The organism is Pseudomonas sp. RC2C2 (assembly GCF_018390435.1).
GTDB lineage: Bacteria > Pseudomonadota > Gammaproteobacteria > Pseudomonadales > Pseudomonadaceae > Aquipseudomonas > Aquipseudomonas donghuensis.
This window is the reverse complement of sequence record NZ_JAHBAX010000002.1, coordinates 460105-484954: the sequence shown is the minus strand read 5'-3', so window position 1 is coordinate 484954 and position 24850 is coordinate 460105. Positions and strand designations below refer to the sequence as shown.

Sequence of the window (24850 nt, the reverse complement as noted above, 5' to 3'; positions counted from 1 at the left end):
CGGTCGTAATCCAGACGCCACCTGATGTGCTGGCTGTACCGGCCTCATCGCTGGTAAGCCAGCTCCGTATGCCGGACTTGTGGGAGCTGGCCTTGCCAGCGATCGAGCGCGTAGCGGTCGTAATCCAGACACCACCTGATGAGCTGGCTGTACTGGCCTCATCGCTGGCAAGCCAGCTCCCACAGTGGATCTGTGTACGCCGAACCTGTGGGAGCTGGCCTTGCCAGCGATCGGGCGCGAAGCGGTCGTAATCCAGGCACCACCTGATGTGCTGGCTGTACCGGCCTCATCGCTGGCAAGCCAGCTCCGTACGCCGGACTTGTGGGAGCTGGCCTTGCCCGCGATCGAGCGCGCAGCGGTCGTAATCCAGGCACCACCTGATGTGCTGGCTGTACTGGCCTCATCACGGGCCAAGCGCGAAGCGCGTCGTAGACTATAACGGCCACTGCGCCAACGGCCAGTACTGGCCCTTGCGCGACTCGAACAAGGTGAAGTGCCGCGCGCGCAGCACAAAGGCTGCCGGCTCCAGGGCTTCAGGCTCACTGCCACGGTAGTCGCGGGCCAGGGTCAGGTGCGGACGGTAGTCCCGCGGGTCCTGGACAATGCCCAACGGCAGCATCGCCTGCTGCAACGCGTACGCCAACTGGCGCAAGGCCGCAGGCGTCTGGCTGGGCACCAGCACCAACGCCTTGGCCGGGCGCCACACCTCAAGCCGGTCGAGCACCAGCGTCAGCAACTCGCCGGGCACCTTGACACCCGCGGCAGCGGCCAGGATCGCCGGCAACTGAGCAGTGCCGGCGGCACCGACGAACATCAGGGTCAGGTGAAAGTTCGCCGACGGCACCGGCCGGGCGGCGCCGATATCCAGTTCGCCGCGCCATCGGGCAATGGCCCGGCGCTGTTCTGGCCCGCAATCAAGGGCAAAGAACAGCCGCTTGAACGGCTCACCGGTTTCGCCAATGCCTGGGGCCATGCCGTGCTCTCCTTGGGTCGAATGCTGAGTCTAACCCCTGCGCGGATGTGCCGTCAGTCGCCGAACTGATATTTTTATTTTCATAAAATTGATTTATGAAATTATTCATGTCATTTCTATGCGCACCCCACCCACCGGAGTCAAGAATATGAACAAGACCGGACTTCTAGGCGCACTGGCCCTCTGTGCCTGCAGCGCATTCGCCCAGGCCGACCAAGGCAGCCTGCGTATCGGCATCGAGGCCGCCTACCCGCCCTTCTCCTACCGCACGCCACAAGGCGAACTGGCAGGCTTTGACTACGACATCGGCAACGCCCTGTGCGCGCAGATGCAGGTCAAGTGTCAGTGGGTGATCCAGGAATTCGACGGCATGATTCCGTCATTGAAAGTACGCAAGATCGACGCGGTGCTGTCGTCGATGTCGATTACCGAGGACCGGCTGAAATCGGTCGATTTCACCGACAAGTACTACCACACGCCCGGCAAGTTCGCGATGAAGGCCGGCAGCCAGATCAACGATCCGACCACCGATCTCAAGGGCAAGCGGGTCGGCGTGCAGCGTGCCTCGACCTACGACCGCTTCGCCACCGAGCAGCTGGAAAGCGCCGGCGTCGAAGTGGTGCGCTACGCCTCGCAGAACGAAGCCTTTCTCGACCTTGCCGCCGGACGCCTGGACGCCACCCTCGCCGATATCGTCAACACCACAGAGAGCTTCATCAAGACCCCGGCCGGGCAAGGCTTTGCCCTGGTCGGCCCGGATATCAGCGATCCGCAGTACTTCGGCCGCGGCGCCGGGATTGCCGTGCGCAAGGGCGACAGCGCCAATCTGGCCAGGCTCAACGCCGCCATCGCGGCGATCCGCGCCAACGGCACCTACCAGCAGGTGCAAAGCAAGTACTTCCCGTTCGATATCTACGGCCACTAAGCCCGGCTGGCGAGGACTTTCATCATGCTTCATGGCTACGGATCGAGCATTCTCGATGGCGCCTGGCTGACCATCAACCTGGCCTTGCTGGCCATGGCCATGGCCATCTGCCTCGGCCTGTTCGGCGCGGCCTGCCGCTTGTCGCCACTCAAATGGCTGGCCCGCCTGGGTGAGCTGTACACCACGGTAGTGCGCGGCATCCCCGACCTGGTGCTGATCCTGCTGGTGTTTTATGGCGGCCAGGACCTGGTCAACCGCCTGGCATTGGCCCTGGGTTACCAGCAGTACATCGACATCAACCCGTTCATTGCCGGGGTCTGCACCATGGGCTTCATCTTCGGCGCCTACCTCTCGGAAACCTTCCGTGGCGCCTTCCTGGCCATCCCCAAAGGCCAGGCCGAAGCCGGTGCAGCCTACGGCATGAGCGCCCTGCAGGTGTTCTGGCGGATCAGCGTGCCGCAGATGGTGCGCCTGGCGCTGCCAGGCTTTACCAACAACTGGCTGGTGCTGACCAAGTCCACCGCGCTGATTTCGGTGATCGGCCTGCAGGACATGATGTTCAAGGCCAAGAACGCGGCCGATGCCACCCATCAGCCGTTCACCTTCTTTGTTGCCGTGGCCGGCCTGTACCTGCTGCTGACCAGCCTGTCGCTGCTGCTGTTGCGCGGCGTCGAGAAACGCTACTCGGTCGGCTGCAAAGCCGCCGAACTGTGAGGGGAGTTGTTTGATGCTCGACTATCAGCTGATCTGGCAAAACCTGCCGCTGTACTGCAACGGCATCCTGCTGACTTTGAAGGTACTGCTGATCTCCCTGGCCTGCGGCCTGGCGCTGGCGATCCCGCTGGCCCTGATGCGGGTCTCGCGCAACTGCCTGCTGCGCTATCCGGCCTGGCTCTACACCTATGTGATCCGCGGCACGCCGATGCTGGTACAGCTGTTTCTGATCTATTACGGCCTGGCCCAGTTCGAAGCCGTACGCCACAGCGCGCTGTGGCCGTACCTGTCCAGCGCGACCTTCTGCACCTGCCTGGCGTTTGCCATCAACACCAGCGCCTACAGCGCCGAGTTGCTGGCCGGCAGCCTGCGGTCCACGGCCCGTGGCGAGGTCGAGGCGGCCCGGGCCATGGGCATGTCGCGCCTGACGATGTACCGGCGCATCCTGCTGCCTTCGGCCCTGCGCCGGGCCCTGCCGCAATACAGCAATGAAGTGCTGATGATGCTGCAGACCACCAGCCTGGCCTCGATCGTCACCCTGGTCGATATCACCGGCGCGGCTAAAACCTTCAATGCCCGTTACTACCTGCCCTTCGAGGCGTTCATTACCGCCGGGCTGATCTACCTGGCCCTGACATTCATGCTGGTGCGCCTGTTCAAGCTGGCCGAGCGCCGCTGGCTGGCCTACCTCGCCCCGCGCAAGCACTAAGGAGCTTTCATGCAGCAAATTGACCATGTTCTGCCCTGGAGCGCCTGCGGCACCCAGCGCACCCTACGCCTGTTTCGCTTCGGCAGCGGCCCGCGCAAGGCCTATATCCAGGCGTCGCTGCACGCCGATGAACTGCCCGGCATGCGGGTGGCGGTCGAACTCAAACGGCGCTTGGGCGAACTTGAGGCCCAGGGCCGGCTCAGTGGCGTGATCGAGCTGGTGCCACTGGCCAACCCGATCGGCATTGGCCAGATGTTCCAGGCCACGCACCAGGGCCGTTTCGAGTTCAACAGCGGCAAGAACTTCAACCGCGATTTCCCGCCCTTGACCGAAGCCCTGGTGGCGCGCCTTGAGGGCCAACTGGGCAGTGACGGCGCGGCCAACGTGGCAACGATTCGCCGGGCCATGGCCGCAGCCCTCGCCGAGTTGCCCGCGGCGCGCAGCGAGCTCGATGGCCTGCGCCGCGTGTTGCTGCAAAGCGCCTGCGATGCTGACCTGGTACTGGACCTGCACTGCGACTTCGAATCGGTGATGCTGCTCTACGCCCTGCCGCAGAACTGGCCAAGCCTGCGCTCGCTGGCGGCCCGCCTGGGTGCCGAAGCGGTGCTGTTGGCCGAGGACGCCGGTGGCGACGCCTTCGATGAAGCCTGTGCGGTGCCCTGGCTGCGCCTGCGCGAGTACTTCCCCGAGGCCGAGATTCCCCTGGCCTGCGTGGCCACCACCGTCGAACTGCGCGGCATGGCTGATACCGGGCGTGAACAATGCCAGGCCAGCGCCGAGCAGATTCTCGGCTACCTCGCCGACCAGGGGCTGATCAGCGGAGACTGGCCCGAGGCGCCCAGCCAGTGCTGCGTCGCCACGCCCTTTGCCGGGGCCCAGTACGCCTATGCCGAACACCCTGGGGTAGTTAGCTATCTGCAACCCTTGGGGGCATGGGTGTCGGCGGGTGACCCGCTGTTCGAGGTGATCGATCCGCTCAGCGATCGCCACAGCGTGGTCAGGGCCAGCATCGACGGCATCCTCTATGCCCGTGAACGCCTGCGTTTCGCCCAACCCGGCCTGTGGCTGGCCAAGGTCGCCGGCACTACGCCGATACGCCACGGCCGCCTGCTCACCGACTGACACCAGCGAGTACTGACTGATGAACAAACTGCAAATCAACGACCTGCATAAAAGCTACGGCACCCACCAGGTGCTCAAGGGCGTCTCGCTGCAGGCCAGCGCCGGTGACGTGATCAGCATCATCGGCTCCAGCGGCTCGGGCAAAAGCACCTTCCTGCGCTGCATCAACCTGCTTGAGCAACCCAACGCCGGCGAGATCCTGGTCAACGGCGAGCAGCTGAAGCTGCGCAGCTGCCCCCGCGGCGGGCTCCGGGCCGCCGACCCGCGTCAGCTGCAACGCCTGCGTGCGCGGCTGAGCATGGTCTTTCAGCACTTCAACCTGTGGTCGCACATGAGCGCGCTGGACAACGTCATGGAAGCCCCGGTGCAGGTGCTGGGCATCAACCGCAAGGAAGCCCGCGACAAGGCCGAACACTACCTGCACAAGGTCGGCGTCAGCCATCGCCGCGACGCCTACCCTGCGCACATGTCCGGCGGCGAACAGCAACGGGTGGCAATTGCCCGCGCGCTGGCCATGGAGCCGGAAGTGATGCTGTTCGACGAGCCGACGTCGGCGCTCGACCCGGAACTGGTCGGCGAAGTGCTCAAAGTCATGCAGGACCTGGCCAGCGAAGGCCGGACCATGGTGGTGGTCACCCATGAAATGGGCTTTGCCCGCGAGGTGTCCAACCAGTTGCTGTTCCTCCACCAGGGCATTGCCGAAGAACGTGGCCACCCTCGTGAAGTGCTGGCCAGGCCGCAGTCCGAGCGGCTGCGCCAGTTTCTCGCCGGCAGCCTCAAGTAAGCCCCCAGGCCTCGCCCCGACTGCACGCCGGGGCGAGGCTTGGGATACACTGCGGCGCATCTTTCAGGGAGCCTTGCAACGGATGTCGAGCACGCCGAAGAACACCACCGTCTACGCCTCGCCGGTCATGCGCAAGCTGTCGGAAAGCCTCGCCGAGTTGCAACCGTCGTTGCGCAAGGTGGCCGACTACATCCTGCGTCACCCGCTCAAGGCGGCCACCCTGACCATCGAAGAGATGGCCCAGGCCACCGCCACCTCGCCCGCCGCCGTCAACCGCCTGGCCAAGGCCCTGGACCTGGGTGGCTACAGCGGCATGAAGGCCGAGCTGGTGAGCACCCTGCAACAAATGGTCTCGCCCGTGGACAAGCTGCGCAATGAACTGGCCCAGCGCCCCGGTGGCGAGTTCGGCCTGCACGAGCAGATCCACAGCGCCAGCAGCAACCTGGCGACCACCCGCAGCATCAACCCGGCGGACACCTTCGAGGCCTTCATCACCTGCCTGACCCAGGCCCGCAAGGTCTATGTGCTGGGTTTTGGCAACAGCGTCTACCTGGCGGGCCTGGCGGCCTCGACCCTGGTACCGTTCTGCGCCGATGCCTGCGCCATCAGCATGGAGGGCGGCAACGAAAACGCCGCCTACCGTCTGGCGGCGATCACTGACCAGGACGTGCTGTTGGCGATTTCCCTGCCGCGTTACTCCCAGGACACCCTGCAGCTCTCACGCTTTGCCCATGAGCGCGGCGCCACGGTGCTGGCGATTACCGACTCGCCGGCCTCGCCGCTGGCGCCCATCGCCCGTCATACGCTGTTCGCCGCCGCCGATCACCCGGTGCTGACCAGCTCCAGCATTGCCGTGCTGGCACTGATCGAAGGCCTGGTGGCCGGGGTCATGGCGCGTAACAAGGAAGCGGTGCAACTGGCCACCGAACTGACCGAGAGCGTGATGTCCTACCTGCATGTACCCGGCAACAAAATCACCCGCAAGTGAGGCGGCAAAGACGCGCAAGCTGAATTACGCTGTGTACGTGCCTCTGCGCACTCACTACCCCAGGAGCTGAACGACAATGGATTGTTTTTCACCCAGCGATAAGCTGTTCATGCATCAGGCCCTGAGCGAAGGCCGCCGCGCCTTGCCCGCCTGCCTGCCCAACCCGCCAGTGGGCTGCGTGCTGGTGCGCAACGGCCAGATCATCGCCCGCGGCTTCACTCAAGCGCCCGGCCAGCACCATGCCGAAGCCATGGCCATGGCCCAGCTGGACGGCGATGCCGACGACGTCACCGCCTACGTGACCCTTGAGCCCTGCTCGTTTCATGGCCGCACACCTTCCTGCGCCACCGCCTTGGTCAAGCGCGGCATCCAGCGTGTGTGCGTGGCCATGCTCGACCCCGATCCACGCAATGCCGGGGCCGGTATCGCACTGCTCGAGGCCGCGGGCATCGAGGTGCTGGTGGGCGTGCTGCAAGCCCAGGCCGCTGGGGACCTCGGTCGCTACCTCAAGCATCCGCCTGGCGCTGAACCGTTAACGCAAACGCTTGCGCCTAGCACTATGGTCGGGCACACAACCGGTAACATTTAGTACAAACCAGGGAGATGATTGTTTATGCTGGCGGGCTTATGCCATGGCGCATCGCCACATCGACAAGTATCCGCCCATGAAAATCTTCCTCGTTTTACTGTTCGTGTTCTCCATTGCCTACGTCCATTTCCGTGGCCGGGTGCGGCACAAAGTCACCCGCCAGCTGGGTGATCACTCAAGCTTCCTGGCCCCGGTCAACGTGTTCCTGTACCTGTTCTCCAAGCTGCCGGCCAAGCCTTACCTGCCGGTTGAATCCTTCCCCGAGCTCAAGCCGTTGCAGGACAACTGGCAGGAAATCCGCGCCGAGGCCCAGCAACTGCTGCATGTCGGCGAGATCAAGAGCTCGCAGAATTACGACGACGTCGGCTTCAACTCGTTCTTCAAGAGCGGCTGGAAGCGCTTCTACCTGAAGTGGTACGGCGAAAGCCACCCTTCGGCAATGAAGCTGTGCCCGCGCACCACCGAGCTGCTGCAAGGCATCGGCACGGTCAAGGCGGCGATGTTCGCCACCCTGCCTCCGGGCTCCAAGCTGGTGCGCCACCGCGACCCTTACGCAGGCTCGTACCGTTACCACCTGGGCCTGGACACGCCCAACGATGACGGCTGCTACATCTGCGTTGACGGCGAGAACTACGCCTGGCGCGACGGCGAGGCGGTGGTGTTCGATGAAACCTACATCCACTACGCCTCGAACCAGACCGAACACAACCGCATCATTCTGTTCTGCGACGTCGAGCGTCCGCTCAAGTACCGCTGGGCCACGGCGTTCAACCGCTGGTTCAGCCGCAGCGTGATGGCCGCGGCGGCCGCGCCCAACGATGCCGGCGACAAGACCGGTGGCATCAACCGGCTGTTCACCCGCATCTACAAGATCCGCGAGCGCGGCAAGGCGCTGAAGAAGCGCAACCGCACCCGTTACTACCTGGAGAAATGGGCGGTGGTGGCGGCGTTGGTGCTGGTGTTCATCTATATCTGATTCAGACCGCTATCGCAGGCAAGCCAGCTCCTTGTAGGAGCGGGCTTGCCCCGCGATGGGTCCCCTCCTAAAGTCCTGCTTTTCCCCGACCATCGACCAACGGCGCCCTGCCGCAAAAAAAACTAGCTTCACTGTTCTAGTTGCCAACCACACCAAGGTGAAGACAATGAGCATGATGGACTGGGATGCCTACCGTAATCAGTTGATGGCCGGCATTGGCGATCTCAAGCAACTCTCTCCCGACACGGTCAACGGTTACATGACCGCCAGCGGCGCCGGAGCCAAGACCAACCACCTGGACGCCAAGACCCGCGAGCTGATCTCCCTGGCCGTGGCGGTGACTACCCGCTGCGACGGCTGCATCGCCGTGCATTCGGCCCAGGCGGTCAAGCAAGGCGCCAGCCGCGAGGAAATCGCCGAAGCCCTGGGCGTGGCCGTGGCGATGAATGCCGGGGCGGCGCTGGTGTACTCGGCGCGGGCCCTGGATGCGGTGGGCAAGGCAGAGCAGTAAATTCCCCACAAGTGAGTGCGCGGCCAACGCCGCGCCTCACCCACTTCCTGGCATTTTCGCATAAGCTAGCAGGCGAACCGTTTTCAGGAACCCCCATGATCCACATCCGCCCCATGACCGCCGCTGACTTCGAGCGCTTCTGGCCGACCTTCCAGGCCATTGTCAGCGCCTGCGAAACCTATGCCTTCGACCCGGCCATGAACCAGGAGCAAGCCCGCCAGCTGTGGCTGGACGCGCCGCTGCAGACCCTGGTGGCCGAAGAAGATGGCGTGCTGCTCGGCTCCTACTTCCTCAAGGCCAATGCCGCCGGCCCCAGCAACCATGTCAGCAATTGCGGCTACATGGTTTGCGATGCCGCCCGCGGGCGCGGTGTGGCCCGGTTGATGTGCGAGCATTCGCAGCAGTTGGCGCGGGAGCTGGGTTTTCTGGCCATGCAGTTCAACTCGGTGGTGTCGAGCAACGAGGTGGCGGTGGCCTTGTGGCAGAAGCTTGGCTTTGCAATCGTCGGGCGCTTGCCCAAGGCCTACCGGCATGCGCGCCTGGGGCTGGTGGACAGCCTGGTGATGTACAAGTGGCTGGAGGAGCCGAAGCAGCCGGTGCTGATCGGGCGCAAGAATATCGAGGCGGTGGTGTCGCGCAAGCGCGGGCGTTGAATCTGTATTGACTGTGCTGGCATCATCGCGGGTCAAGCCCGCTCCTACAGGAGCCGGCTTGCCGGCTGATCTGCTCAGATTCCCAAGCCGTTGACTGCAAAGGCTTTCAGTGTTCAGATGCGCGCCAGTTTCAGGTGTCCTGCGCCGCCGTGCGCAGGGTGAAACGGGAAGCCGGTGCGTCATGCCAATGACTAGTCCGGCGCTGCCCCCGCAACGGTAAGCGAGCGAAGCCTTCGAAACACCACTGTGCTCCGGCATGGGAAGGTGAAGGCCTTCATGACCCTCGCAAGCCCGGAGACCGGCCTGAGGCTTTTGTTTGGCAACCCCGCGGTGGGCGGGCGCAGGCCGGTTGGCGTTCGCCTGCGCGCGCCATTCCTCCGTGCGTTGTTCCCTCCGGGATTCATTCTTCCTGTTGACTGTGGAACGACATGTCCCGTAACTCCAAGCTTCACACCCTGGCGGCCAATGCCCTGGCTCCCTGCCTGGCCTTCTGCGTGCCGGCTTTCGCCGATGACACCCGCCCTTCTACCTTGGCCCTGCCCTCGACGGCCATCACCAGCAGCAGCGACAACGAAACCATCAGCCTGGCCACCCCGCTGCCGACCGGCTCGCGCCTGAACCTCAGCGCCATGGACACCCCGGCCAGCACCAGCAGCCTCGCAGGCGAGGTCATCGAGGGACGCAACAACCTCACCGTGCAAGACGCCGTGACCCGTTCGCCGGGCATCACCTCGGTGGCCACCCCGGGCAACGGCAACACGGCGCTGTCGGCCCGCGGCTTCAGCGGTCACGGCTCGGTGATGACCCTGTTCGACGGTTCGCGGATGTACACCGGCGCCGGCACCCAGAGCTTCCCGGTCGACCCGTGGATGGTCGAGCGCATCAACGTGATCCGCGGCCCGGCCTCGGTGCTGTACGGCGAAGGCGCCACGGGTGCGGTGATCAACGTGATCGCGAAAAAGCCGTTTGCCGGCGAGATCCGCAACCAGCTGCGCCTGGGCTACGGGTCTTACGATCGCCAGCAACTGGGCCTGGACAGCGGCGGTTCGCTGAGCGAGCGGCTGAGCTACCGGATGACCCTCAACCGCCAGGCAAGCAACGGCTGGATCGACCGTGGCGACTCGAAGAACCTGGCCATGAGCGCCGCCCTGCGCTTCGACGCCAGCGACGACCTGAGCTTCACCCTCGCCCACGAGCGCGGCGACGCCGAGCCGATGAACTACTTCGGCACGCCGCTGATCGACGGCCATTACCGCGACAGCCTGGGCAAGAAAAACTACAACCTCAAGGATTCGGCCCAGCACTACCACGACGAATGGACCCGCTTTAACACTGATTGGGCCATCAGCGATTCGATCAGCGCCAGCAACCAGCTGTACTACCTCAAGAGCCGCCGGCACTGGCGCAACGCCGAGGACTACAGCTGGAACAACAGCGTCGGCCAACTGCAGCGTGGCAGTTACCTTGAAATCAAGCACGATCAGGAGCAGATCGGCGACCGTCAGAGTTTTACCTTTGACCATTCGCTGTTTGGCCTGGCCAGCAAGACCGTGGTCGGCGCCGAATACAACCGCATCCGTTTCGGCATCGACAGCAACTCGCCGTACAACGACATCGGCGGCGACTTCATCGACCCATGGCAGCCGGCGCCAGGGTACTTCCACAGTAAAGATCCGACCCGCCCGCAGACCGACAGCACCACCCGCACCTTTGCCCTGTTCGCCGAGAACCGCACGCAGCTGTCGGAGCGCTGGTCGCTGGTGACCGGCATTCGCCGCGACCAGAACCACATCGACCGCAACAACCTGGTCAACGACACCCGCACGGACCGCAGCCTCAACGGCGGCAACTGGCGCGCCGGGCTGGTGTTCGCGGTCAACGACGAGCTGAGTCTGTACGGCCAGTACTCCACCAGCGAAGATGGCGTCAGCGACCTGGTCACCTTGAGCCCGACCCAGCAGCAGTTCGACCTGACCGAAGCCAAGCAGACCGAATTCGGCCTCAAGCAACTGTTCTGGGACGGCCGCGGCGAGTGGACCCTGGCGGCCTATCACATCGTCAAGAAGAAGCTGCTGGTCGATAACCCCGACACCCATCAAAAGGAACAGGCCGGGCAGCAGACCTCCGATGGCCTGGAAGCGACCCTGGAACTGGCCCTGGCCAACCAGTGGCACGTCTCGGCCAACGCCTCGTTGGTGCGCGCCAAGTACGACGATTTCGACCAGACAGTGGGCGGGCAAACCGTCTCCCGTGCCGGCAACCGCCCAAGCAATGTGCCACGGCGTACCGCCAACCTGTGGGTCAGCAAAGGCTTGAGCCACAACGTGGATGCTGGCATGGGCCTGCGTTATGTCGATGAGCGTTATGCCGACACCGCCAACTCCCGGAGCGTGCCGGGCTTTACCGTGGTCGATGCCAACCTGGGCTGGCAGGTGCTGCCGGATGTGCGCCTGGGCTTGCAGTTGAACAACCTGCTGGACCGGCGTTATGCGGCCACCGCACACAGTGGCGAGCAGTGGCTGATGGGTGAGCCGCGGTCGTACTTTGCGACGGTGGATTACACCTTCTGAGGTGAACCCGGGCTGCTTTGCAGCCCATCGCCGGCAACGCCGGCTCCCATAGGGAGTTGCGATCACCGCTGGGCAAACCCGAAGTTGACAGCTTATGTATACTGGCAGGCGCTTGGCTCCCGGTCCGAACACCCTGCCATTGCCGGACTCGAAGCACGGCTGAGGCAACAACGCTAACCCCACTCATCGCCTATCGGGAGCGCCAAGGATGCTGCCAGGTTCTACCTCCTCGTCTGCCAGAGCCGCCCGGTTGCGCGGCAAGGTCGGTCTGTACTTTGTCGCCGCGCTGTCGGTGCTGGCCGGCATGACCGACGCCATTGGCTTCATGGCCACCGGCGATTTCGTTTCGTTCATGAGCGGCAACACCACACGCCTGGCGGTATCGCTGGGCGACGGCGAGCTGGGGCCGACCCTGCGCATCGCTGCCGTGCTGCTGGCCTTTGTCGTGGGCAACGCCCTGGGGGTGGTGATTGCGGGCCTGAGCGGTCGCCGCCCATGCCCATTGTTGCTGGTCATCGCCGCGCTGCTGGCACTGGCGGCGTTGCTGCCGAGCACGCTGCAACTGCCGGCCCTGGTGTCGGCAGTCGCCGCCATGGGCATGATCAACGCCGTGGTCGAGGAAGTGAACGGCCTGCCGATCGGCCTCACCTACGTCACCGGCGCCCTCTCGCGCTTCGGCCGTGGCCTGGGCCGGGCGCTGCTGGGCGAGCGCCGGCAAGGCTGGCGGGTGCAGTTGATTCCCTGGACCGGGATGTTCGTCGGCGCCGTGCTCGGGGTGCTGCTGGAGCAGGCTTTCGACCTGGCGGCGCTGCTGTTCAGCGCCGTGCTGGCGACGACGCTGGGTTTGCTCTCGCTGAAAATCCCGCGACGCTGGCAGCTCAGGTACATGCCCCGCTAGGCAGGCTTACAGGCAGGTGGCCAGGGCAGCCATGCGGCGCAGGGCGACACTGTCGTTGTGCTTGGCGTAGTAGCTGACTGCGGTGCTGCCGCCCTGGGCGCGGATGTCGGCAAAGGATTCGGCCTCGCGGGTGTACACGGTGAAGCCGCCTTGTTTGCCAGGCTCCAGGTAACCGCTGGCGTCGACGCCAAAGACCTCCTCGTCCTGCCAGCCGAACTGGATGCACTGGGCAACCACATCCGCCGCCTTGCTCGAACTGAAGGCCTTGGTGGGCGCCTGGCTGCGCGCCGCCTCCATGGCCGAAGACGCACAACCGGCCAACAACGCTGCAGCGACCATCGCCATTACTACCCGCATGACTCATCCTCGTCGAAAAAAACGTGACTGTAGCATTGCCCTGGCGTCAAAGAGACAACCCGGATGCATAAAGCACCGGCCGCCCTGCAGTCGTGTGCCTTACAACCAGGAATGCGAGCCTCCGACCATGCACGTCTCCCGCACCACCCTGATCATTCGCCGCATCGGCGCCTGGTTGCTCGATACCCTGCTCGCCTTCGGCGCCTGGTTCGCCCTGGCCCTGTTGGGCCTTGGCCGTGGCGAAGACGGCATGCTGCTGATGCAACTGCTGTACTTTCCGCTGTTCGAGTACCTGATGCGCGGGCAAACACCGGGCAAGCTGCTGCTGGGGCTGAGCGTGATCAACCGTGCCGGCCAGCCCCCCAGTTTGCTCCAGGCGCTGCTGCGCGGCATCACCCGGCCGATCGAGGCAGCCTTCGGCCTGATCGTGGTCTGGCTGTGCGCCGAGTCGCGCTATTGCCAGCGGCCCGGCGACTGGCTGGCGCGCACCTATGTAATGGACACCCGCGACCTCAGGGCGCTGCGCCAGCAATTGAGCGAAGGTTGACCTACAGCGGCTCGTCGGCCTCTGCGGCTTCGATCGCGCGCTTGTTGCCAAAACCGATGGCCAGGCCGATAGCACCGGCCACATACAGCCCGGCCAGGCACAGAAAAACGGACGCCTCGAAACCGAAAATCAGCTGCGAAATACCCGCCATCGCCAACACCAGCAGGCTGCCGAATACATTGGTATCGGCGTTCTTGTGATTGAGCAGAAAGGTACCCAGCACAGACAGGGCCACCAGGCTCAAGCAGATGGCAATGTAGGAGAAGGCCTTGTTATCCCAGATCAGGAACACATTGACCTTGGTGGTGTAGTCGATGATGTAGCCGATCAGCGTGATGCAGCCGATCAAACCGAAAGCCAGGGCGGTGCCCTTCCAGTTGCTGGTGTTCTGGCTCAAACCTTTCTTCCTTGAATGATGAAAAACGCCGGCAACTCTACCACCAATACCCGGTGATGCCCCTCGCGCTGCAGCACATCAACAAACACGCGGGGATTTTCTGCCAGACTTGCAGCCTTCAGGTACCAGGAAGATTGCATGAATCCCCAACTGCTCTGGGTGCTCGGCTTGCTGTTCGCCGCCGTGGCCCTGTTCATCGCCAATCGGCCGCGCATGGACGTGGTCGCCCTGCTGGTGATCGTCGCCCTGCCGCTGCTGGGCATCCTCAGTGTGCAGGAAGCCCTGGCCGGGTTCAGCGACCCCAACGTGGTGCTGATCGCCGCCCTGTTCGTGATCGGCGAAGGCCTGGTGCGCACCGGCATCGCCTACCGCATCGGCGAGTGGATGGCCGACCGCGCCGGTAACAGCGAAGCGCGGCTGATCGTGTTGCTGATGGTCTGCGTAGCCGGGCTGGGTTCGGTGATGAGTTCCACCGGGGTGGTGGCGATCTTCATTCCGGTGGTGCTGAGCATCGCTGCGCGGATGAAGGTCTCGCCCAGCCGCTTGATGATGCCGCTGGCTTTCGCCGGGCTGATCAGTGGCATGCTCAGCCTGGTGGCAACCCCGCCCAACGTGGTGGTGCACAGCGAACTGGTGCGTCATGGCGAAAGCGGTTTCAGCTTCTTCAGCTTTACCCCGTTCGGCCTGGTGGTGCTGTTGCTTGGCGTTGGCTACATGCTGCTGACCCGCCACTGGCTGGGCGGTGAAGTGCGCAAGGACGGCAGCGCGCAAACCCGCCGTACCCTGCTCGACCTGATCATCGACTACAAGCTTGCCGGCCGCGAACGGCGCCTGCGTGTGCGCCCCGGCTCGCCGCTGATCGGCCATAGCCTCAGCGAGCTGAAACTGCGCACCGAACACGGCGCCAGCGTGGTCGGCATCGAGCGCCAGCACAAGTTCACCACCCGCGTGCTCAGCCCCGATTCGAGCACCACGGTGCACGAAGGCGATGTGCTGCTGCTCGACCTGTTCGCGCCCAAGGACGACCTGCGCAGCCTATGCCAGGGCATGCAACTGGAACCGCTGCACTTCAAGGCGGCCTACTTCATCGACCAGTCCCAGGAAGTGGGCATGGCCGAAGTGGCGGTGCCGCCGGGCTCGCAGCTGATCGGCAAAAGCCTGCTGGAACTGACCTTCCGCAGCCGCTGGGGCCTCAACGTGGTCGGCCTGCGCCGCGACCAGGCCGCCATTGAAGAACAACTGGTGGAAGAAAAGCTCAAGCTCGGCGACACCCTGCTGGTGATCGGCACCTGGAAAGCCATTCGCCAGTTGCAGACCCAACCACGGGACTTCCTGGTGCTGAGCCTGCCGGCCGAAATCGACAATGTCGCCCCGGCCGGCAATCGCGCGCCCTATGCGCTGATCAGCCTGGCGGTAATGGTCGGGTTGATGGTCAGCGGCGTGGTGCCCAACGTGATTGCCGCGCTGATTGGCTGCCTGCTGATGGGCGCCGGGCGCTGCATCGACATGAACAGCGCCTACCGCGCCATCCACTGGCAAAGCCTGGTGCTGATCGTCGGCATGCTGCCATTTGCCCTGGCCCTGCAGAAAACCGGCGGCATCGCCCTGGCCGTGCACGGCCTGGTGCAAATGCTTGGCAGTGCCGGGCCCTATGTGATTCTCGCCAGCCTGTTCGCCATCACCGCAATCATCGGCCTGTTCATCTCCAACACCGCCACCGCGGTGCTGATGGCGCCGGTGGCGGTGACCACCGCCGAGCAACTGGGCGCCTCGCCCTACCCCTTTGCGATGATCGTCGCCCTGGCGGCTTCGGCGGCGTTCATGACCCCGGTGTCATCGCCGGTCAACACCCTGGTGCTCGGCCCCGGCCAGTATCGCTTCGGCGATTTCGTCAAGGTCGGGGTGCCGTTCACCCTGCTGGTGATGGTGGCCAGCGTGATCATGGTGCCTTGGCTGTTTGCCCTGTGACGGCACCGCGCTTTCGCTGCTGCAGGGTTTCGGCGGCTACCCGCCAGTCCCGCGCCCAGCCATCGAGCACCACCTTGAGGTTGTCGGCGGTCATCACCTGATCGTCGTTCTCCAACGGCAGGCCGGTGCCCTTGCGCACCACTTCGGCAACCACCGCGCGGCTGCCGCCATCGAGGAACGCCGCCTCGGTGGCGATCACGCTGTCGAGGTCGCGAATGCCCACCGCGCTGCTGACCCCGGCCGCCACCAAGGTCACCGGCAGGTACTCATAGAAGTGCAGCGCCTGGGTATGGGCCCCCACCGAGGTGATCGCCGGGCGCACGATCAAGGTGTGCGGCCCGGGTTGCTCGACCAGGTTGAGGACCTTGCCCAGTTCACGCTTGAGCGCCGCATCGTAGTACTGGGTGACCGCTTTGAGCGTGGCCGCGGGGATCTGCGCGCTGGCCTTGGGCATCGGGTAGAACTGGCTCGGGGCGATGTACACCTGGCTGTAGCGCTCCATGCGCAGCTTGGGGCTGACCCAGCGCAGCACCGCGTCACCGGAGGCGGTCTTGTGCTCGCTCAACTGGTCATAGTTGCGCAGAAAGCCCGAGTACTCCTTGGGGCTGACCTTGTTCTGGCTGCAACCGGCCAGCAACAGCGAGGCACTCAGCAGCGGTACGATCAATTGTTTGCGCATCTCAGCCTCCAAAACCGTCATTGGCCGGGTTCGGGGTGCTGGTGGAGCGGTCCACGTGCAGCTCGCCCTGGCTCATGATCCAGTGCACCAGTTCGCCCAAGGGGATCTTGTAGCTGTACTCCATCCACTGGTTGCTGGTGGGGCTGTAACGCTCGAAATAGTGGCTGAGGATCATGTGCCTGCCGTCGCTGGACAAGCCCAGGCGCGAGTCCTGGTAACTGAGCAGCGCATTGCGCCAGAGTTCCTGGGTACGCAGGTCGAGGGTCAGCGACTGGCTGCTGTCGAAGCCGTTGGTCGGGTGTGTGGCCGGCATGGAAAACTCCCTTGAATGAACGGGCCACAGCGTGCCCCAGGGCTTTTGCAGGCTGATGTCCGCTTTGTGTCGGCGCTGCAGGAATGTTGCGAGATTGAAATAAATGACCGGCAGCGCAGAATGGTTTTAGATACGCACTTTTCACGGCCCATGGACCGCAACGTGAGCAGACTGCTGATTGTCGATGACGACCTGGAAATTTGTGCCCTGCTGAAGAAGTTCTTTGTCCGCCACGGCTATGAAGTCGACCTGGCCGGCAACGGCGAGGCCATGTGGGCGGCCATCGAACTGCAGCGCCCGGACATCATCATTCTCGACCTGATGCTGCCCGGCGAAGGCGGCCTGAGCCTGTGCCAGAAGCTGCGCGCCAGCACCGGCATCCCGATCATCATGCTCACCGCCATGGACGAGCTCAGCGACCGCATCGTCGGCCTGGAGCTGGGCGCCGACGACTACCTGGGCAAGCCCTTCGATGCCCGCGAACTGCTCGCCCGCCTGCGTGCGGTGCAGCGCCGGGCCGGTGAGCAGCTGCGGCCAAGCAGCGAGGAAAGCCGCCCGCTGATTCATTTCGACAACTGGCAGTTGGACGTCACCCGGCGCGAGCTGCGCACCCCTGAAGGCGTCATGGTGCCGTTGTCGGCCGGCGAGTTCGACCTGCTGCTGGTATTCCTCGAACACCCGCAGCGCATCCTCACCCGCGAGCAGTTGATTGACCTGGCCCGCGGCCAGGGCCATGAAGCCTTTGACCGTAGCATTGACGTGCAGGTCAGCCGCTTGCGGCGCAAGATCGAACCCGACAGCAAGCGCCCGGAGTTGATCCGCACGGTGCGCAATGGCGGTTACCTGTTCAGTGCCAAGGTCAGCCGCTCGTGATCCGCCTCGACCTGCGCCGCGACAGCATCAGCCGGCGCATTGCCCTGACCATCATCGCCGCGATGCTGACCTCGGTTGTGCTCAATGTATTGTTCGTGCAACTGGCCGGGGTCTGGGCGCGTCCGCCGTTGACCCAGACCGGCCTGCTCGAACAGATCGCCGTGACCACCCGCACCCTCGAAGCCGCGCCGCCTGAACTGCGCCCGACGCTGGCCAGCGCGGCCAGCAACCCACTGCTGCAAGTGCAGTGGAGCCGCCAGCGCGCCGACCTGCAACTGCCCGGGCCAGGGGCACGAATTACCCTGGAGGAAGCCCCGCCGCTGCAGCGCCTGTTGGCCGACAGCCCGCGACACCTTGAAGGCTTTCAGCCCAGCGACTGGCCGGCAGACAGCCCTGATGCCCATTACAAACTGGTCATGCAGATCAACGATGGCAGCTGGCTGGCCTTCACCCCACCGTACCGCAGCTGGGGCCTGAGTGTGGCCATGCGCTTTACCATCATCGGCGTCCTGGCGCTGGTTGCCGCACTGCTGGTGGCCTGGGTCGGCACCCGTCAACTGGCCGGGCCCCTGCAGCGTTTCGCCCGTGCCGCGCGGCGCTTTGGCAGTGACTTTCGCGCCCCGCCCATTGGCCTTGAAGGCCCCCATGAATGGCGCCAGGCAATCACCGCCTTCAACACCATGCAGGCGCAGATCCAGCACTTCGTGGCCGAACGCACGCAGATGCTCGCGGCCATTTCCCATGACCTGCGCGCGCCCCTGACGCGCATGCGTTTGCGCGGCGAGTTCATCGACGACCCGGAGCAACAGCGCAAGCTGTTCCGTGATGTCGATGAAATGCAGAGCATGATCAATGCGGCACTGGGGTTCTTTCGTGACGAGACCCGGCTGGAAGAAACCACCCCGTTCGACCTCGCCGAACTGCTGCAGACCCTGATCGACGACTATCGCGATCAACACATCGATGTGGCCTTCGACGGGCCGTCCAACCTGGTCTTCATCGGTCGGCCGCTGGGCTTGAAACGCGCCGTGACCAACCTGCTGGAGAACGCCCTGAAGTATGCGCGCGAGCCCGAAGTGCGGCTGAGCAGCACCGAACACGCCATCGTGATCGACATCAGTGACCGTGGCCCGGGCATTCCCGACGCGTCACTGGAAGACGTGTTCATGCCGTTCTTTCGCCTGGAGTCCTCACGCAACCGCGATACCGGTGGCGTTGGCCTGGGGCTGTCGTCGGCGCGCTCGGCGGTGCGTGAACAAGGCGGCGAGCTGCAGCTGAGCAACCGCCGCGGCGGCGGCCTGGTGGCGCGTATCGAGTTGCCACGGTGATCAAGTGGCGACCGCGACGGCTTGAGCCGCGAGACCTGGGGCTGGCCCTCTACCTGCTCAGCCTGGTGCTACCCGCGGTGCACAGCGAGGAGCACAACTGGCTGCGCGAGGTCTACAGCCAAACCACCAACTCCGGCTTTCTGGCCTCCATCCTGGGCTTGCCGGTCATGCTGTTCGGCTACTTCGCCTGGCTGGCGAACCCATTGTTCCTGGCGGCGTACCGGACCCGCAGCGCCAGACGCAGGCTGATCTATGCCCTGCTGGCCTTGCTGGCCGGGTTGTCGGTGCAGTGGCAATTGGTGAGTTTGTATGACGAGGACGGTCAGTTCACCGTTACCGGATACACCTATGGGTATTACGTCTGGTTGCTGTCCTTTGTATGGTTGGGTGTTTGCGGCGCCAGGCGAGCAGGCGCCGGCTGATGAGTCGACTGGACGGGCCCCATCGCTGGCAAGCCAGCTCCCACAATAGATCTGCATGCACCGAACCTGCGGGAGCTGGACTTGCCAGCGATCGAGCGCGCAGCGGTCGTAATCCAGACGCCACCTTATCTGGCAAGCCAGCTCCCACAATTGATCTGCACACACCGAACCTGTGGGAGCTGGCCTTGCCAGCGATCGGGCGCGAAGCGGTCGTAATCCAGACGCCACCTTATCTGGCAAGCCAGCTCCCACAATTGATCTGCACACACCGAACCTGTGGGAGCTGGCCTTGCCAGCGATCGGGCGCGAAGCGGTCGTAATCCAGACGCCACCTTATCTGGCAAGCCAGCTCCCACAATTGATCTGCACACACCGAACCTGTGGGAGCTGGACTTGCCAGCGATCGAGCGCGAAGCGGTCGTAAACCAGCCAACATGGCCTCATCGCGGCTCAAGCCCGCTCCCACAGTGGAGCTGTGTCCGCTGGACCAGTGGCGGCCAAGACAAAGGCAGGTTGCTCGTCTCAGTGTTGCAGCGACTCAAGGGTCAAGCCAGCCAGGTAGGCCACCTTCGGGTCAGCATCTTTGAGGCATTCCTGCAGCGCGGCCAGGGCCGCTGCTAGCTTGCGCTTGCCCAGGCGCCGGTTGTTTAGCACACAGGCGGCATGGCGGCGAATGGCGACATGCTCAGACGTCAGGCCGCGCACGGCTTCGTCAATATCGCTGGTGTCGATGGTGCAGTAACTGGAGCCCGGCTTGATCGTCTCCTCAGCTTCCGTTGCGCACTGCGGATAGCGCTGCAGCAGGGTTTCGAGAGGACGGTAATCCAGTACCAGCCGCTGCGCGCCCTGATCACGAAAAGCCCTGAGGCTGGCGCAACAGCCAGCCACCGAAAGGTTAGCCAGTTGCGCATCAGCCGCCTGCGCCAGCAACCAGTCAAAATCGCCCAGGTAACCCAGGGCGCTGGCACTCCAGCGACGCGTGCTCGGGTCTTTGCCGTTGACCACTTGCAGGCGCAACGCGTCGATTGCCGCCGCCTCGGCGACCCCGGCCAGGCCGAGGATCATCGCCGCCCGCCATCGCTGCGGGCCGTTTTGCAAAGTGTGCACCAGCGCAGCCGTTGCGCTGCGGCCACGGCCAATCAGCCAGCGGCTGGCCTCCTCACCATCAATAGCCTGGGGGCGGGAGAGGCAGTTCAGGTAGTAGCTGACCTGCTGGTCTTCTGCGAGCGTAGCGACACGACGGCGCTCCTGTTCGGTGGCGTCCTGCTCGGGGAAATGATGCACAAACTGGCGTGGCGAAAGGCTTTTGGCCGCCAGCTCCGGCCCGCCGTATTCATCATGGAAAAACACAATGAAGTCCTTGGCGACCCGTGGGTCTCTGGCGTAAATGCGGTTCAGGGCCTTGGCGGCGCGCGCCACAGTCCTCAAAAAGCGCTGTTCGGCGGCTTGCCAGGCATCAGGCCCGGCACGGTTGGCATAGGTCTGCAGCGGCTCATCCAAGGCATTGAGGGCAGCGTTGCCGTAATCCTCCAGCAACCAGTCCCAACGCCAGTCCGCCGGGTTCCACTGCACACCCCAGAAACCTTGCTGCTTGCGCCGGGGATGATCCTCATCCAGTGCCGCCAGGCTGTTGGCGGCAAACGATGGCAGGTCGATGACCCGTTCCTCTTCACGGTAGCTGGCATGAAAGGCGGCGCCGTAAAGGGGGGCGACCCCGTCGGCAAGCAACGCCTCGAGCGTTGCCCGAGCCGAGTCGACCAGGCTGTTTTCCAGCGCTTTCCAGTCCATGTTTGTGCCCCCCTCCCTGCGAGAAAAAACAAAAGCCCGACCGAAGTCAGGCTTGAAGGCGAGCAACTTGGCCCAGGTGTGGGTGCCTGTCAACTTCACGGTTGCTAGCGGCGACCAGCACAAGGCCTTAACGACGGCTTAACCGGCCAGGTTTTATCCTGAGCGTCCTCCCTTCAGAACGTTTGGCCCACTTCGGTGGGCCTTTTTTGTTGCTGCAAATTACAACGCTGGCGCGGAAACAAAATCCCGGAAACACAGTCTGAGTTATTACCTTCCCTACCGCCCTGCGGATCAAGGACCCTCAGTGCTGAAACAGCTGACGCAAATCGCCGTGATCGCCAGCGTACTGGCCGCCTCCGGTTGCTACTACCACGATTACGACCGCGACGATTACCGCCGTGGCGACCGTGACCACCGCTACTCCCGCGACTGGGATGATCGCGACGGTTACGAGCATCGCAGCTACAAACGCTACCGCGATGACGACCGCTACCGAAACTACGACCATGACCGCCGTCGCGACCGTGACGACGACGATGATGACGATTGATCTGCCCTGTTTCACCCCTAACTCCCGAATTACCTGAGGCTAAAGACATGCGTATTTCATTACCTGCATTGACGCTGGGTATCCTGCTCTCCCAGGGCGCCATGGCCGCCGGGGATGGTACTGCCGCCATCGGCGGTGGCCTGGGCGGGGCGCTGGGTAACGTGGTCGGTCAGCAGATCGGCGGCAGCACGGGCGCGGCCATTGGTGCCGGCGTCGGTGGCGCGGCCGGTAGCGCAGTGGGCGCGCGCAAGGGCAACCGCACCGAGGCCGCGATTGGCGGCGGCCTGGGCTCGGCCGGTGGCTCGGTGATTGGCAACCAGCTGGGCGGGCGAACCGGCTCGACCATCGGTGCCGGCCTGGGCGGCGCGGCCGGTGGCGCCCTGGGCAACAACATTGCCGATGACGACCGGCACAGTTCCGGTGGGCATAAACACAAGCACAAGCGTAAGTACAAACACCACTGAGTAAAAAGGCCCGCACATTGCGGGCCTTTTTCATCAGCAGCGGCTGTTTACTGTGGGATTCATCCCAATAACGCCCGAGGCCACCCCAGAATCTGCTTCTGCCGCGGCGTCGCATAGGTGCGCACCTTGGACGTACTCAACTTCAAGCGCACCAGGGATTCTGCCAACGCCACCGCCGCCGTCACCCCATCCACTACCGGCACCCCGGTGCGCGCCTGAATCCGATCCTCCAGCCCGACCATGCCACCGCAGCCCAGGCAGATCACCTCGGCCTTGTCGACCGTGACCGCCTGCTCGGCTTCACGCACCACCGACTCGATCGCCCGCTCCGGGTCTTCCTCCAGCTCCAGCACCGCCAGGCCACTGGCGCGCACCGAGGCGCAGCGGCTGTCCAGCCCGGCCAGCTTCAGGCGGTCTTCGATCAGCGGCACGGTGCGGTCCAGGGTGGTGACCACCGAGTACCGATGGCCCAGCAACATGGCGACGCTGGCCGCCGCCTCGGTGATGTCCACCACTGGCACATTGAGCAGCTCCTGCAGGCCTTCGCGGCCGTGCTCGCCGTACCCGGCCTGGATTACCGCATCGAACGGCTGGTCATAGCTGAGTACCCGTTCCATCACCGCCACCGCAGCCAGGTAGCTTTCAAAATTGCCCTCCACCGATTCTGCGCCAAAACGCGGGGTCAGGCCGACGATCTCGGTGCCTGGCGAAGCCACGCTGCGCGCCTGGCGGGCAATGGCGTCGGTGATCGATACCGTGGTGTTGACGTTGACGACCAAAATTCTCATTGCGGTATTCCTTGTGCAGAACTCAGTGCTGGGCGCTGTCGACGGCAAAGTGCTCGCCGGAACAGTCCACGTAGTGTTTGTTGCGATCAGAGATCAGGTAGTACACGCCGCCGGCGATGGCGGCGCCGAAGAACCAGGAGAACGGCGTCAGGGCACTGAAGGCCGGCACCAGTGACAGCACCACGGCGGCGATGGCCGAGGGCACCAGGGCAGCCACCGCCTTGTAGTTGACCCCGCGGGTGTAGTGATAGGTGCCGCTGGCCGCTTCGCTGTACAGGTCAGGCACATGCACCTGGGCTTTGCGGATCAGCCAGTAGTCGACCATGATGATCCCGTACAGCGGCCCCAGCAGCGCGCCCAGGCCGGAGAGGAAGTAGACGATCACCAGCGGGCTGTTGTAGAGGTTCCAGGGCAGGATCAGCACCGCCAGGGTGGCGCTGATCAGCCCGGCGCGGCGAAAGTTCAGGCGGCTGGGCGCCAGGCTCGAGAGCACGAACGCAGGCGCAACGAAGTTGGCCATGATGTTCACCGCCACGGTGACGATCAGAAACGCCAGGCAACCGAGGACCAGGAAGGTCTTGTCGGGAATCGCGGCAACGATCTGGGTCGGGCTGTCGATCACCCGGCCATCGATGCTGAACTGCGCCCCGGCCAACACAAAGCTGATCACCGCAAACACCAGGATGTTCACCGGCAGGCCCCAGAAGTTGCCGACGCGGATGGTCTTGCGGCACGGCGCCGAGCGGGCGAAGTCGCAGAAGTTGAGGATCAGCGTGCCGTAGATCGCCAGCCACAGCGCGCCACCGGCAAACACCTGGGTCCACATGGCCCAACCGCTCAGCGGCTCACCGACCGACCAGGCCAGTTGGCCGTCGACCCGCAGGTACATCCAGATCGCCAGGATCAGCACGGTGGAAAGAATCACCGGCCCGGCGAAGGATTCGTACTTGCGCACCATCTCCATGCCGAAGGTGAGGATCACCAGCTGCACCAGCCAGATGGCGATAAAACTCGCCCAGCCGAGGCTGGACAGGCCGAGGATCGTGTCATGGTCGAAGCGTGCGAGGTCGGGCGACACCGCCACCAGCAGCACCCGCAACACCACCGAGGCCAGGTAGGTCTGGATGCCGAACCAGGCAATGGCGATCACCGCACGGATGATCGCTGGCAGCTGCGCGCCATAAATGCCGAAGCTCATGCGGCTGATCACCGGGAACGGTACCCCGGTTTTCTGCCCCATGTACCCCGAGAGGTTCATGAAGAAGTACACCAGCACGGCACCGATGCTCAGTGCTGCGAGCATCTGCCAGCCGGACAGGCCGAGGGCGAACAGGCCCATGGCGAAGGAATAGTTGGCGATGTTGTGCACATCGTTGGTCCACAAGGCAAAGATGCTGTAACCGCCCCAGCGCCGGCCTTCGGCCTTGGTCGGCGCAAGGTCGGCGTTATGCAGCTTGGGGCTAAGCCCCCCCTGCTCGACCGATGCGGCCTGCGGCGGCAGGTAGGAGGTTTGCAGCGGGTTGGAAGTATCCGATTGCATGTTCCCCGGGCTCCTTCTGCAGCCCCTGAATGAGGGTACCGCAGCGAATTATTGTTGGATTTGAAGAGTGGGACCGCAGTGTTGGCGCTGCCCTGCGCTGATGCATACAAAGATTGCATACAATTTTTGTATTACGATTATCGATGAACAATTTTTGTGCCAGATGGCAGGCAGCGGAAAATCCTCCGGCGTCGTAAAAGGCCAATATCTCGTTGATTTTTATCTGATAAATATTTTTTATGAGCTGCTGAACGGCTGATTAAACTGACCAAACGGTCAAACGCTAGAGGTAGAAAACTGAGAAATCAGGTAACGGGCCAGTGAATATGTACCCACTCAACAGCTACTTAAGTACACACATGAATATAAATATGTACCCAATCACCTGTGGGAGCTGGCTTGCCAGCAATGAGGCCACTCCAGC

28 protein-coding genes and 1 riboswitch are annotated in these 24850 nt (G+C 63.8%); of the genes, 19 read left to right on the top strand and 9 right to left on the bottom strand.

Features of this window, described 5'->3' with window-relative positions:
• Positions 1-433 precede the first annotated feature (433 nt).
• A complete protein-coding gene (gene thpR, locus KHO53_RS20770; RefSeq protein ID WP_213570748.1) occupies positions 434-973 on the bottom strand; it encodes an RNA 2',3'-cyclic phosphodiesterase in 540 nt (179 codons plus the stop codon).
• Positions 974-1121: 148 nt separating this feature from the next.
• Between thpR and aotJ the strand changes: the two genes are divergently transcribed.
• The 12 genes from aotJ to KHO53_RS20710 all read left to right on the top strand — a co-directional run bounded on the left by aotJ (position 1122) and on the right by KHO53_RS20710 (position 12412).
• Positions 1122-1898: an L-arginine-binding protein AotJ gene (aotJ, locus tag KHO53_RS20765; RefSeq protein WP_100782258.1), complete on the top strand. Its 777-nt coding sequence runs from the start codon at positions 1122-1124 to the stop codon at positions 1896-1898.
• 24 nt (positions 1899-1922) lie between these two features.
• Entirely contained in the window at positions 1923-2612 is a 690-nt protein-coding gene (locus KHO53_RS20760) for an ABC transporter permease (protein ID WP_010225298.1), read from the top strand.
• Between the two features lie 13 nt (positions 2613-2625).
• Entirely contained in the window at positions 2626-3321 is a 696-nt protein-coding gene (locus KHO53_RS20755; protein WP_374045246.1) for an ABC transporter permease, read from the top strand.
• A gap of 9 nt (positions 3322-3330) precedes the next feature.
• Complete coding sequence (locus KHO53_RS20750; protein WP_010225302.1) at positions 3331-4443, top strand: succinylglutamate desuccinylase/aspartoacylase family protein; 1113 nt, start codon at positions 3331-3333, stop codon at positions 4441-4443.
• 19 nt (positions 4444-4462) lie between these two features.
• Positions 4463-5227 carry an ABC transporter ATP-binding protein gene (locus KHO53_RS20745; RefSeq protein WP_010225304.1) on the top strand — a complete coding sequence of 255 codons (765 nt, stop codon included), beginning with the start codon at positions 4463-4465 and terminating at the stop codon, positions 5225-5227.
• 82 nt (positions 5228-5309) lie between these two features.
• Positions 5310-6215 (top strand): MurR/RpiR family transcriptional regulator, encoded by a 906-nt coding sequence (locus KHO53_RS20740; RefSeq protein ID WP_010225307.1) that lies wholly within the window; start codon positions 5310-5312, stop codon positions 6213-6215.
• A gap of 76 nt (positions 6216-6291) precedes the next feature.
• Complete coding sequence (locus KHO53_RS20735) at positions 6292-6804, top strand: bifunctional diaminohydroxyphosphoribosylaminopyrimidine deaminase/5-amino-6-(5-phosphoribosylamino)uracil reductase RibD (RefSeq protein WP_010225309.1); 513 nt, start codon at positions 6292-6294, stop codon at positions 6802-6804.
• Between the two features lie 76 nt (positions 6805-6880).
• Positions 6881-7780, top strand: coding sequence for a lipid A hydroxylase LpxO (gene lpxO, locus KHO53_RS20730; protein ID WP_010225312.1), 900 nt, complete (start codon positions 6881-6883; stop codon positions 7778-7780).
• A gap of 166 nt (positions 7781-7946) precedes the next feature.
• Entirely contained in the window at positions 7947-8291 is a 345-nt protein-coding gene (locus KHO53_RS20725) for a carboxymuconolactone decarboxylase family protein (protein ID WP_026001434.1), read from the top strand.
• A gap of 95 nt (positions 8292-8386) precedes the next feature.
• Positions 8387-8944, top strand: a complete 558-nt coding sequence (locus KHO53_RS20720) for a GNAT family N-acetyltransferase (protein ID WP_010225316.1) — start codon at positions 8387-8389, stop codon at positions 8942-8944.
• 115 nt (positions 8945-9059) lie between these two features.
• Positions 9060-9265, top strand: a riboswitch (cobalamin riboswitch).
• 107 nt (positions 9266-9372) lie between these two features.
• Positions 9373-11514 carry a TonB-dependent receptor gene (locus KHO53_RS20715; RefSeq protein WP_213570747.1) on the top strand — a complete coding sequence of 714 codons (2142 nt, stop codon included), beginning with the start codon at positions 9373-9375 and terminating at the stop codon, positions 11512-11514.
• A gap of 208 nt (positions 11515-11722) precedes the next feature.
• Complete coding sequence (locus KHO53_RS20710) at positions 11723-12412, top strand: YoaK family protein (protein ID WP_026001435.1); 690 nt, start codon at positions 11723-11725, stop codon at positions 12410-12412.
• A gap of 6 nt (positions 12413-12418) precedes the next feature.
• Here KHO53_RS20710 and KHO53_RS20705 read toward each other — a convergent pair whose 3' ends face one another.
• Positions 12419-12769: a hypothetical protein gene (locus tag KHO53_RS20705; RefSeq protein ID WP_026001436.1), complete on the bottom strand. Its 351-nt coding sequence runs from the start codon at positions 12767-12769 to the stop codon at positions 12419-12421.
• 127 nt (positions 12770-12896) lie between these two features.
• On the opposite strand from KHO53_RS20705, the gene KHO53_RS20700 reads away from it, so the two are divergent.
• Entirely contained in the window at positions 12897-13316 is a 420-nt protein-coding gene (locus tag KHO53_RS20700) for an RDD family protein (RefSeq protein ID WP_010225322.1), read from the top strand.
• Between the two features lies 1 nt (position 13317).
• Here KHO53_RS20700 and KHO53_RS20695 read toward each other — a convergent pair whose 3' ends face one another.
• Together KHO53_RS20695 and KHO53_RS20690 are read right to left on the bottom strand one after the other, a co-directional pair.
• The gene (locus KHO53_RS20695; RefSeq protein WP_010225323.1) at positions 13318-13713 is read right to left on the bottom strand and encodes a hypothetical protein; all 396 of its coding nucleotides are present in this window, start codon (positions 13711-13713) and stop codon (positions 13318-13320) included.
• Positions 13710-13853, bottom strand: a complete 144-nt coding sequence (locus KHO53_RS20690) for a hypothetical protein (RefSeq protein ID WP_158467534.1) — start codon at positions 13851-13853, stop codon at positions 13710-13712. The genes KHO53_RS20695 and KHO53_RS20690 overlap by 4 nt, the downstream gene beginning before the upstream one ends.
• Here KHO53_RS20690 and KHO53_RS20685 point away from each other — a divergent pair.
• The gene (locus tag KHO53_RS20685) at positions 13852-15681 is read left to right on the top strand and encodes an SLC13 family permease (RefSeq protein ID WP_010225324.1); all 1830 of its coding nucleotides are present in this window, start codon (positions 13852-13854) and stop codon (positions 15679-15681) included. The genes KHO53_RS20690 and KHO53_RS20685 overlap by 2 nt on opposite strands.
• On the opposite strand, the gene KHO53_RS20680 is transcribed toward KHO53_RS20685, so the two are convergent.
• Both KHO53_RS20680 and KHO53_RS20675 read right to left on the bottom strand, forming a co-directional pair.
• A complete protein-coding gene (locus tag KHO53_RS20680; RefSeq protein ID WP_010225326.1) occupies positions 15653-16360 on the bottom strand; it encodes a DUF3313 domain-containing protein in 708 nt (235 codons plus the stop codon). The two genes, KHO53_RS20685 and KHO53_RS20680, sit on opposite strands and share 29 nt — an antisense overlap.
• A 1-nt stretch (position 16361) precedes the next feature.
• Positions 16362-16673, bottom strand: a complete 312-nt coding sequence (locus KHO53_RS20675) for a hypothetical protein (protein WP_010225328.1) — start codon at positions 16671-16673, stop codon at positions 16362-16364.
• Between the two features lie 162 nt (positions 16674-16835).
• Here KHO53_RS20675 and KHO53_RS20670 point away from each other — a divergent pair, with 162 nt between their 5' ends.
• The 3 genes from KHO53_RS20670 to KHO53_RS20660 are packed head-to-tail and all read left to right on the top strand — an operon-like array spanning position 16836 to position 19296.
• Entirely contained in the window at positions 16836-17546 is a 711-nt protein-coding gene (locus tag KHO53_RS20670; protein ID WP_269467561.1) for a response regulator, read from the top strand.
• Positions 17543-18874 carry a sensor histidine kinase gene (locus KHO53_RS20665; protein WP_010225332.1) on the top strand — a complete coding sequence of 444 codons (1332 nt, stop codon included), beginning with the start codon at positions 17543-17545 and terminating at the stop codon, positions 18872-18874. Before KHO53_RS20670 ends, KHO53_RS20665 begins: the two co-directional genes overlap by 4 nt.
• A complete protein-coding gene (locus KHO53_RS20660) occupies positions 18871-19296 on the top strand; it encodes a hypothetical protein (RefSeq protein ID WP_036994688.1) in 426 nt (141 codons plus the stop codon). Before KHO53_RS20665 ends, KHO53_RS20660 begins: the two co-directional genes overlap by 4 nt.
• A gap of 522 nt (positions 19297-19818) precedes the next feature.
• Here KHO53_RS20660 and KHO53_RS20655 read toward each other — a convergent pair.
• The gene (locus KHO53_RS20655) at positions 19819-21084 is read right to left on the bottom strand and encodes a DUF4303 domain-containing protein (RefSeq protein ID WP_010225334.1); all 1266 of its coding nucleotides are present in this window, start codon (positions 21082-21084) and stop codon (positions 19819-19821) included.
• Between the two features lie 304 nt (positions 21085-21388).
• Between KHO53_RS20655 and KHO53_RS20650 the strand changes: the two genes are divergently transcribed.
• Positions 21389-21634, top strand: coding sequence for a hypothetical protein (locus KHO53_RS20650; protein WP_010225335.1), 246 nt, complete (start codon positions 21389-21391; stop codon positions 21632-21634).
• 47 nt (positions 21635-21681) lie between these two features.
• Positions 21682-22098: a glycine zipper domain-containing protein gene (locus KHO53_RS20645; RefSeq protein WP_026001438.1), complete on the top strand. Its 417-nt coding sequence runs from the start codon at positions 21682-21684 to the stop codon at positions 22096-22098.
• Positions 22099-22157: 59 nt separating this feature from the next.
• Here the strand turns inward: KHO53_RS20645 and KHO53_RS20640 are convergent, their stop codons facing one another.
• A complete protein-coding gene (locus KHO53_RS20640) occupies positions 22158-22886 on the bottom strand; it encodes an aspartate/glutamate racemase family protein (RefSeq protein ID WP_213570746.1) in 729 nt (242 codons plus the stop codon).
• Between the two features lie 22 nt (positions 22887-22908).
• A complete protein-coding gene (locus KHO53_RS20635; protein ID WP_010225338.1) occupies positions 22909-24426 on the bottom strand; it encodes an NCS1 family nucleobase:cation symporter-1 in 1518 nt (505 codons plus the stop codon).
• Positions 24427-24850: the final 424 nt, after the last annotated feature.

Bases quoted from the DNA above. Each gene is read 5' to 3' on its own strand.
- KHO53_RS20755 (WP_374045246.1), top strand. From the start codon at position 2,626: ATGCTCGACTATCAGCTGATCTGGCAAAACCTGCCGCTGTACTGCAAC.
- KHO53_RS20745 (WP_010225304.1), top strand. From the start codon at position 4,463: ATGAACAAACTGCAAATCAACGACCTGCATAAAAGCTACGGCACCCAC.
- KHO53_RS20760 (WP_010225298.1), top strand. From the start codon at position 1,923: ATGCTTCATGGCTACGGATCGAGCATTCTCGATGGCGCCTGGCTGACC.
- KHO53_RS20705 (WP_026001436.1), bottom strand. From the start codon at position 12,769: ATGCGGGTAGTAATGGCGATGGTCGCTGCAGCGTTGTTGGCCGGTTGT.
- KHO53_RS20690 (WP_158467534.1), bottom strand. From the start codon at position 13,853: ATGCAATCTTCCTGGTACCTGAAGGCTGCAAGTCTGGCAGAAAATCCC.
- KHO53_RS20680 (WP_010225326.1), bottom strand. From the start codon at position 16,360: ATGCGCAAACAATTGATCGTACCGCTGCTGAGTGCCTCGCTGTTGCTG.
- KHO53_RS20720 (WP_010225316.1), top strand. From the start codon at position 8,387: ATGATCCACATCCGCCCCATGACCGCCGCTGACTTCGAGCGCTTCTGG.
- KHO53_RS20635 (WP_010225338.1), bottom strand. From the start codon at position 24,426: ATGCAATCGGATACTTCCAACCCGCTGCAAACCTCCTACCTGCCGCCG.
- KHO53_RS20700 (WP_010225322.1), top strand. From the start codon at position 12,897: ATGCACGTCTCCCGCACCACCCTGATCATTCGCCGCATCGGCGCCTGG.
- KHO53_RS20740 (WP_010225307.1), top strand. From the start codon at position 5,310: ATGTCGAGCACGCCGAAGAACACCACCGTCTACGCCTCGCCGGTCATG.
- aotJ (WP_100782258.1), top strand. From the start codon at position 1,122: ATGAACAAGACCGGACTTCTAGGCGCACTGGCCCTCTGTGCCTGCAGC.
- KHO53_RS20710 (WP_026001435.1), top strand. From the start codon at position 11,723: ATGCTGCCAGGTTCTACCTCCTCGTCTGCCAGAGCCGCCCGGTTGCGC.
- thpR (WP_213570748.1), bottom strand. From the start codon at position 973: ATGGCCCCAGGCATTGGCGAAACCGGTGAGCCGTTCAAGCGGCTGTTC.
- KHO53_RS20640 (WP_213570746.1), bottom strand. From the start codon at position 22,886: ATGAGAATTTTGGTCGTCAACGTCAACACCACGGTATCGATCACCGAC.
- KHO53_RS20655 (WP_010225334.1), bottom strand. From the start codon at position 21,084: ATGGACTGGAAAGCGCTGGAAAACAGCCTGGTCGACTCGGCTCGGGCA.
- KHO53_RS20645 (WP_026001438.1), top strand. From the start codon at position 21,682: ATGCGTATTTCATTACCTGCATTGACGCTGGGTATCCTGCTCTCCCAG.
- KHO53_RS20685 (WP_010225324.1), top strand. From the start codon at position 13,852: ATGAATCCCCAACTGCTCTGGGTGCTCGGCTTGCTGTTCGCCGCCGTG.
- KHO53_RS20735 (WP_010225309.1), top strand. From the start codon at position 6,292: ATGGATTGTTTTTCACCCAGCGATAAGCTGTTCATGCATCAGGCCCTG.
- KHO53_RS20750 (WP_010225302.1), top strand. From the start codon at position 3,331: ATGCAGCAAATTGACCATGTTCTGCCCTGGAGCGCCTGCGGCACCCAG.
- lpxO (WP_010225312.1), top strand. From the start codon at position 6,881: ATGAAAATCTTCCTCGTTTTACTGTTCGTGTTCTCCATTGCCTACGTC.
- KHO53_RS20725 (WP_026001434.1), top strand. From the start codon at position 7,947: ATGAGCATGATGGACTGGGATGCCTACCGTAATCAGTTGATGGCCGGC.
- KHO53_RS20675 (WP_010225328.1), bottom strand. From the start codon at position 16,673: ATGCCGGCCACACACCCGACCAACGGCTTCGACAGCAGCCAGTCGCTG.
- KHO53_RS20715 (WP_213570747.1), top strand. From the start codon at position 9,373: ATGTCCCGTAACTCCAAGCTTCACACCCTGGCGGCCAATGCCCTGGCT.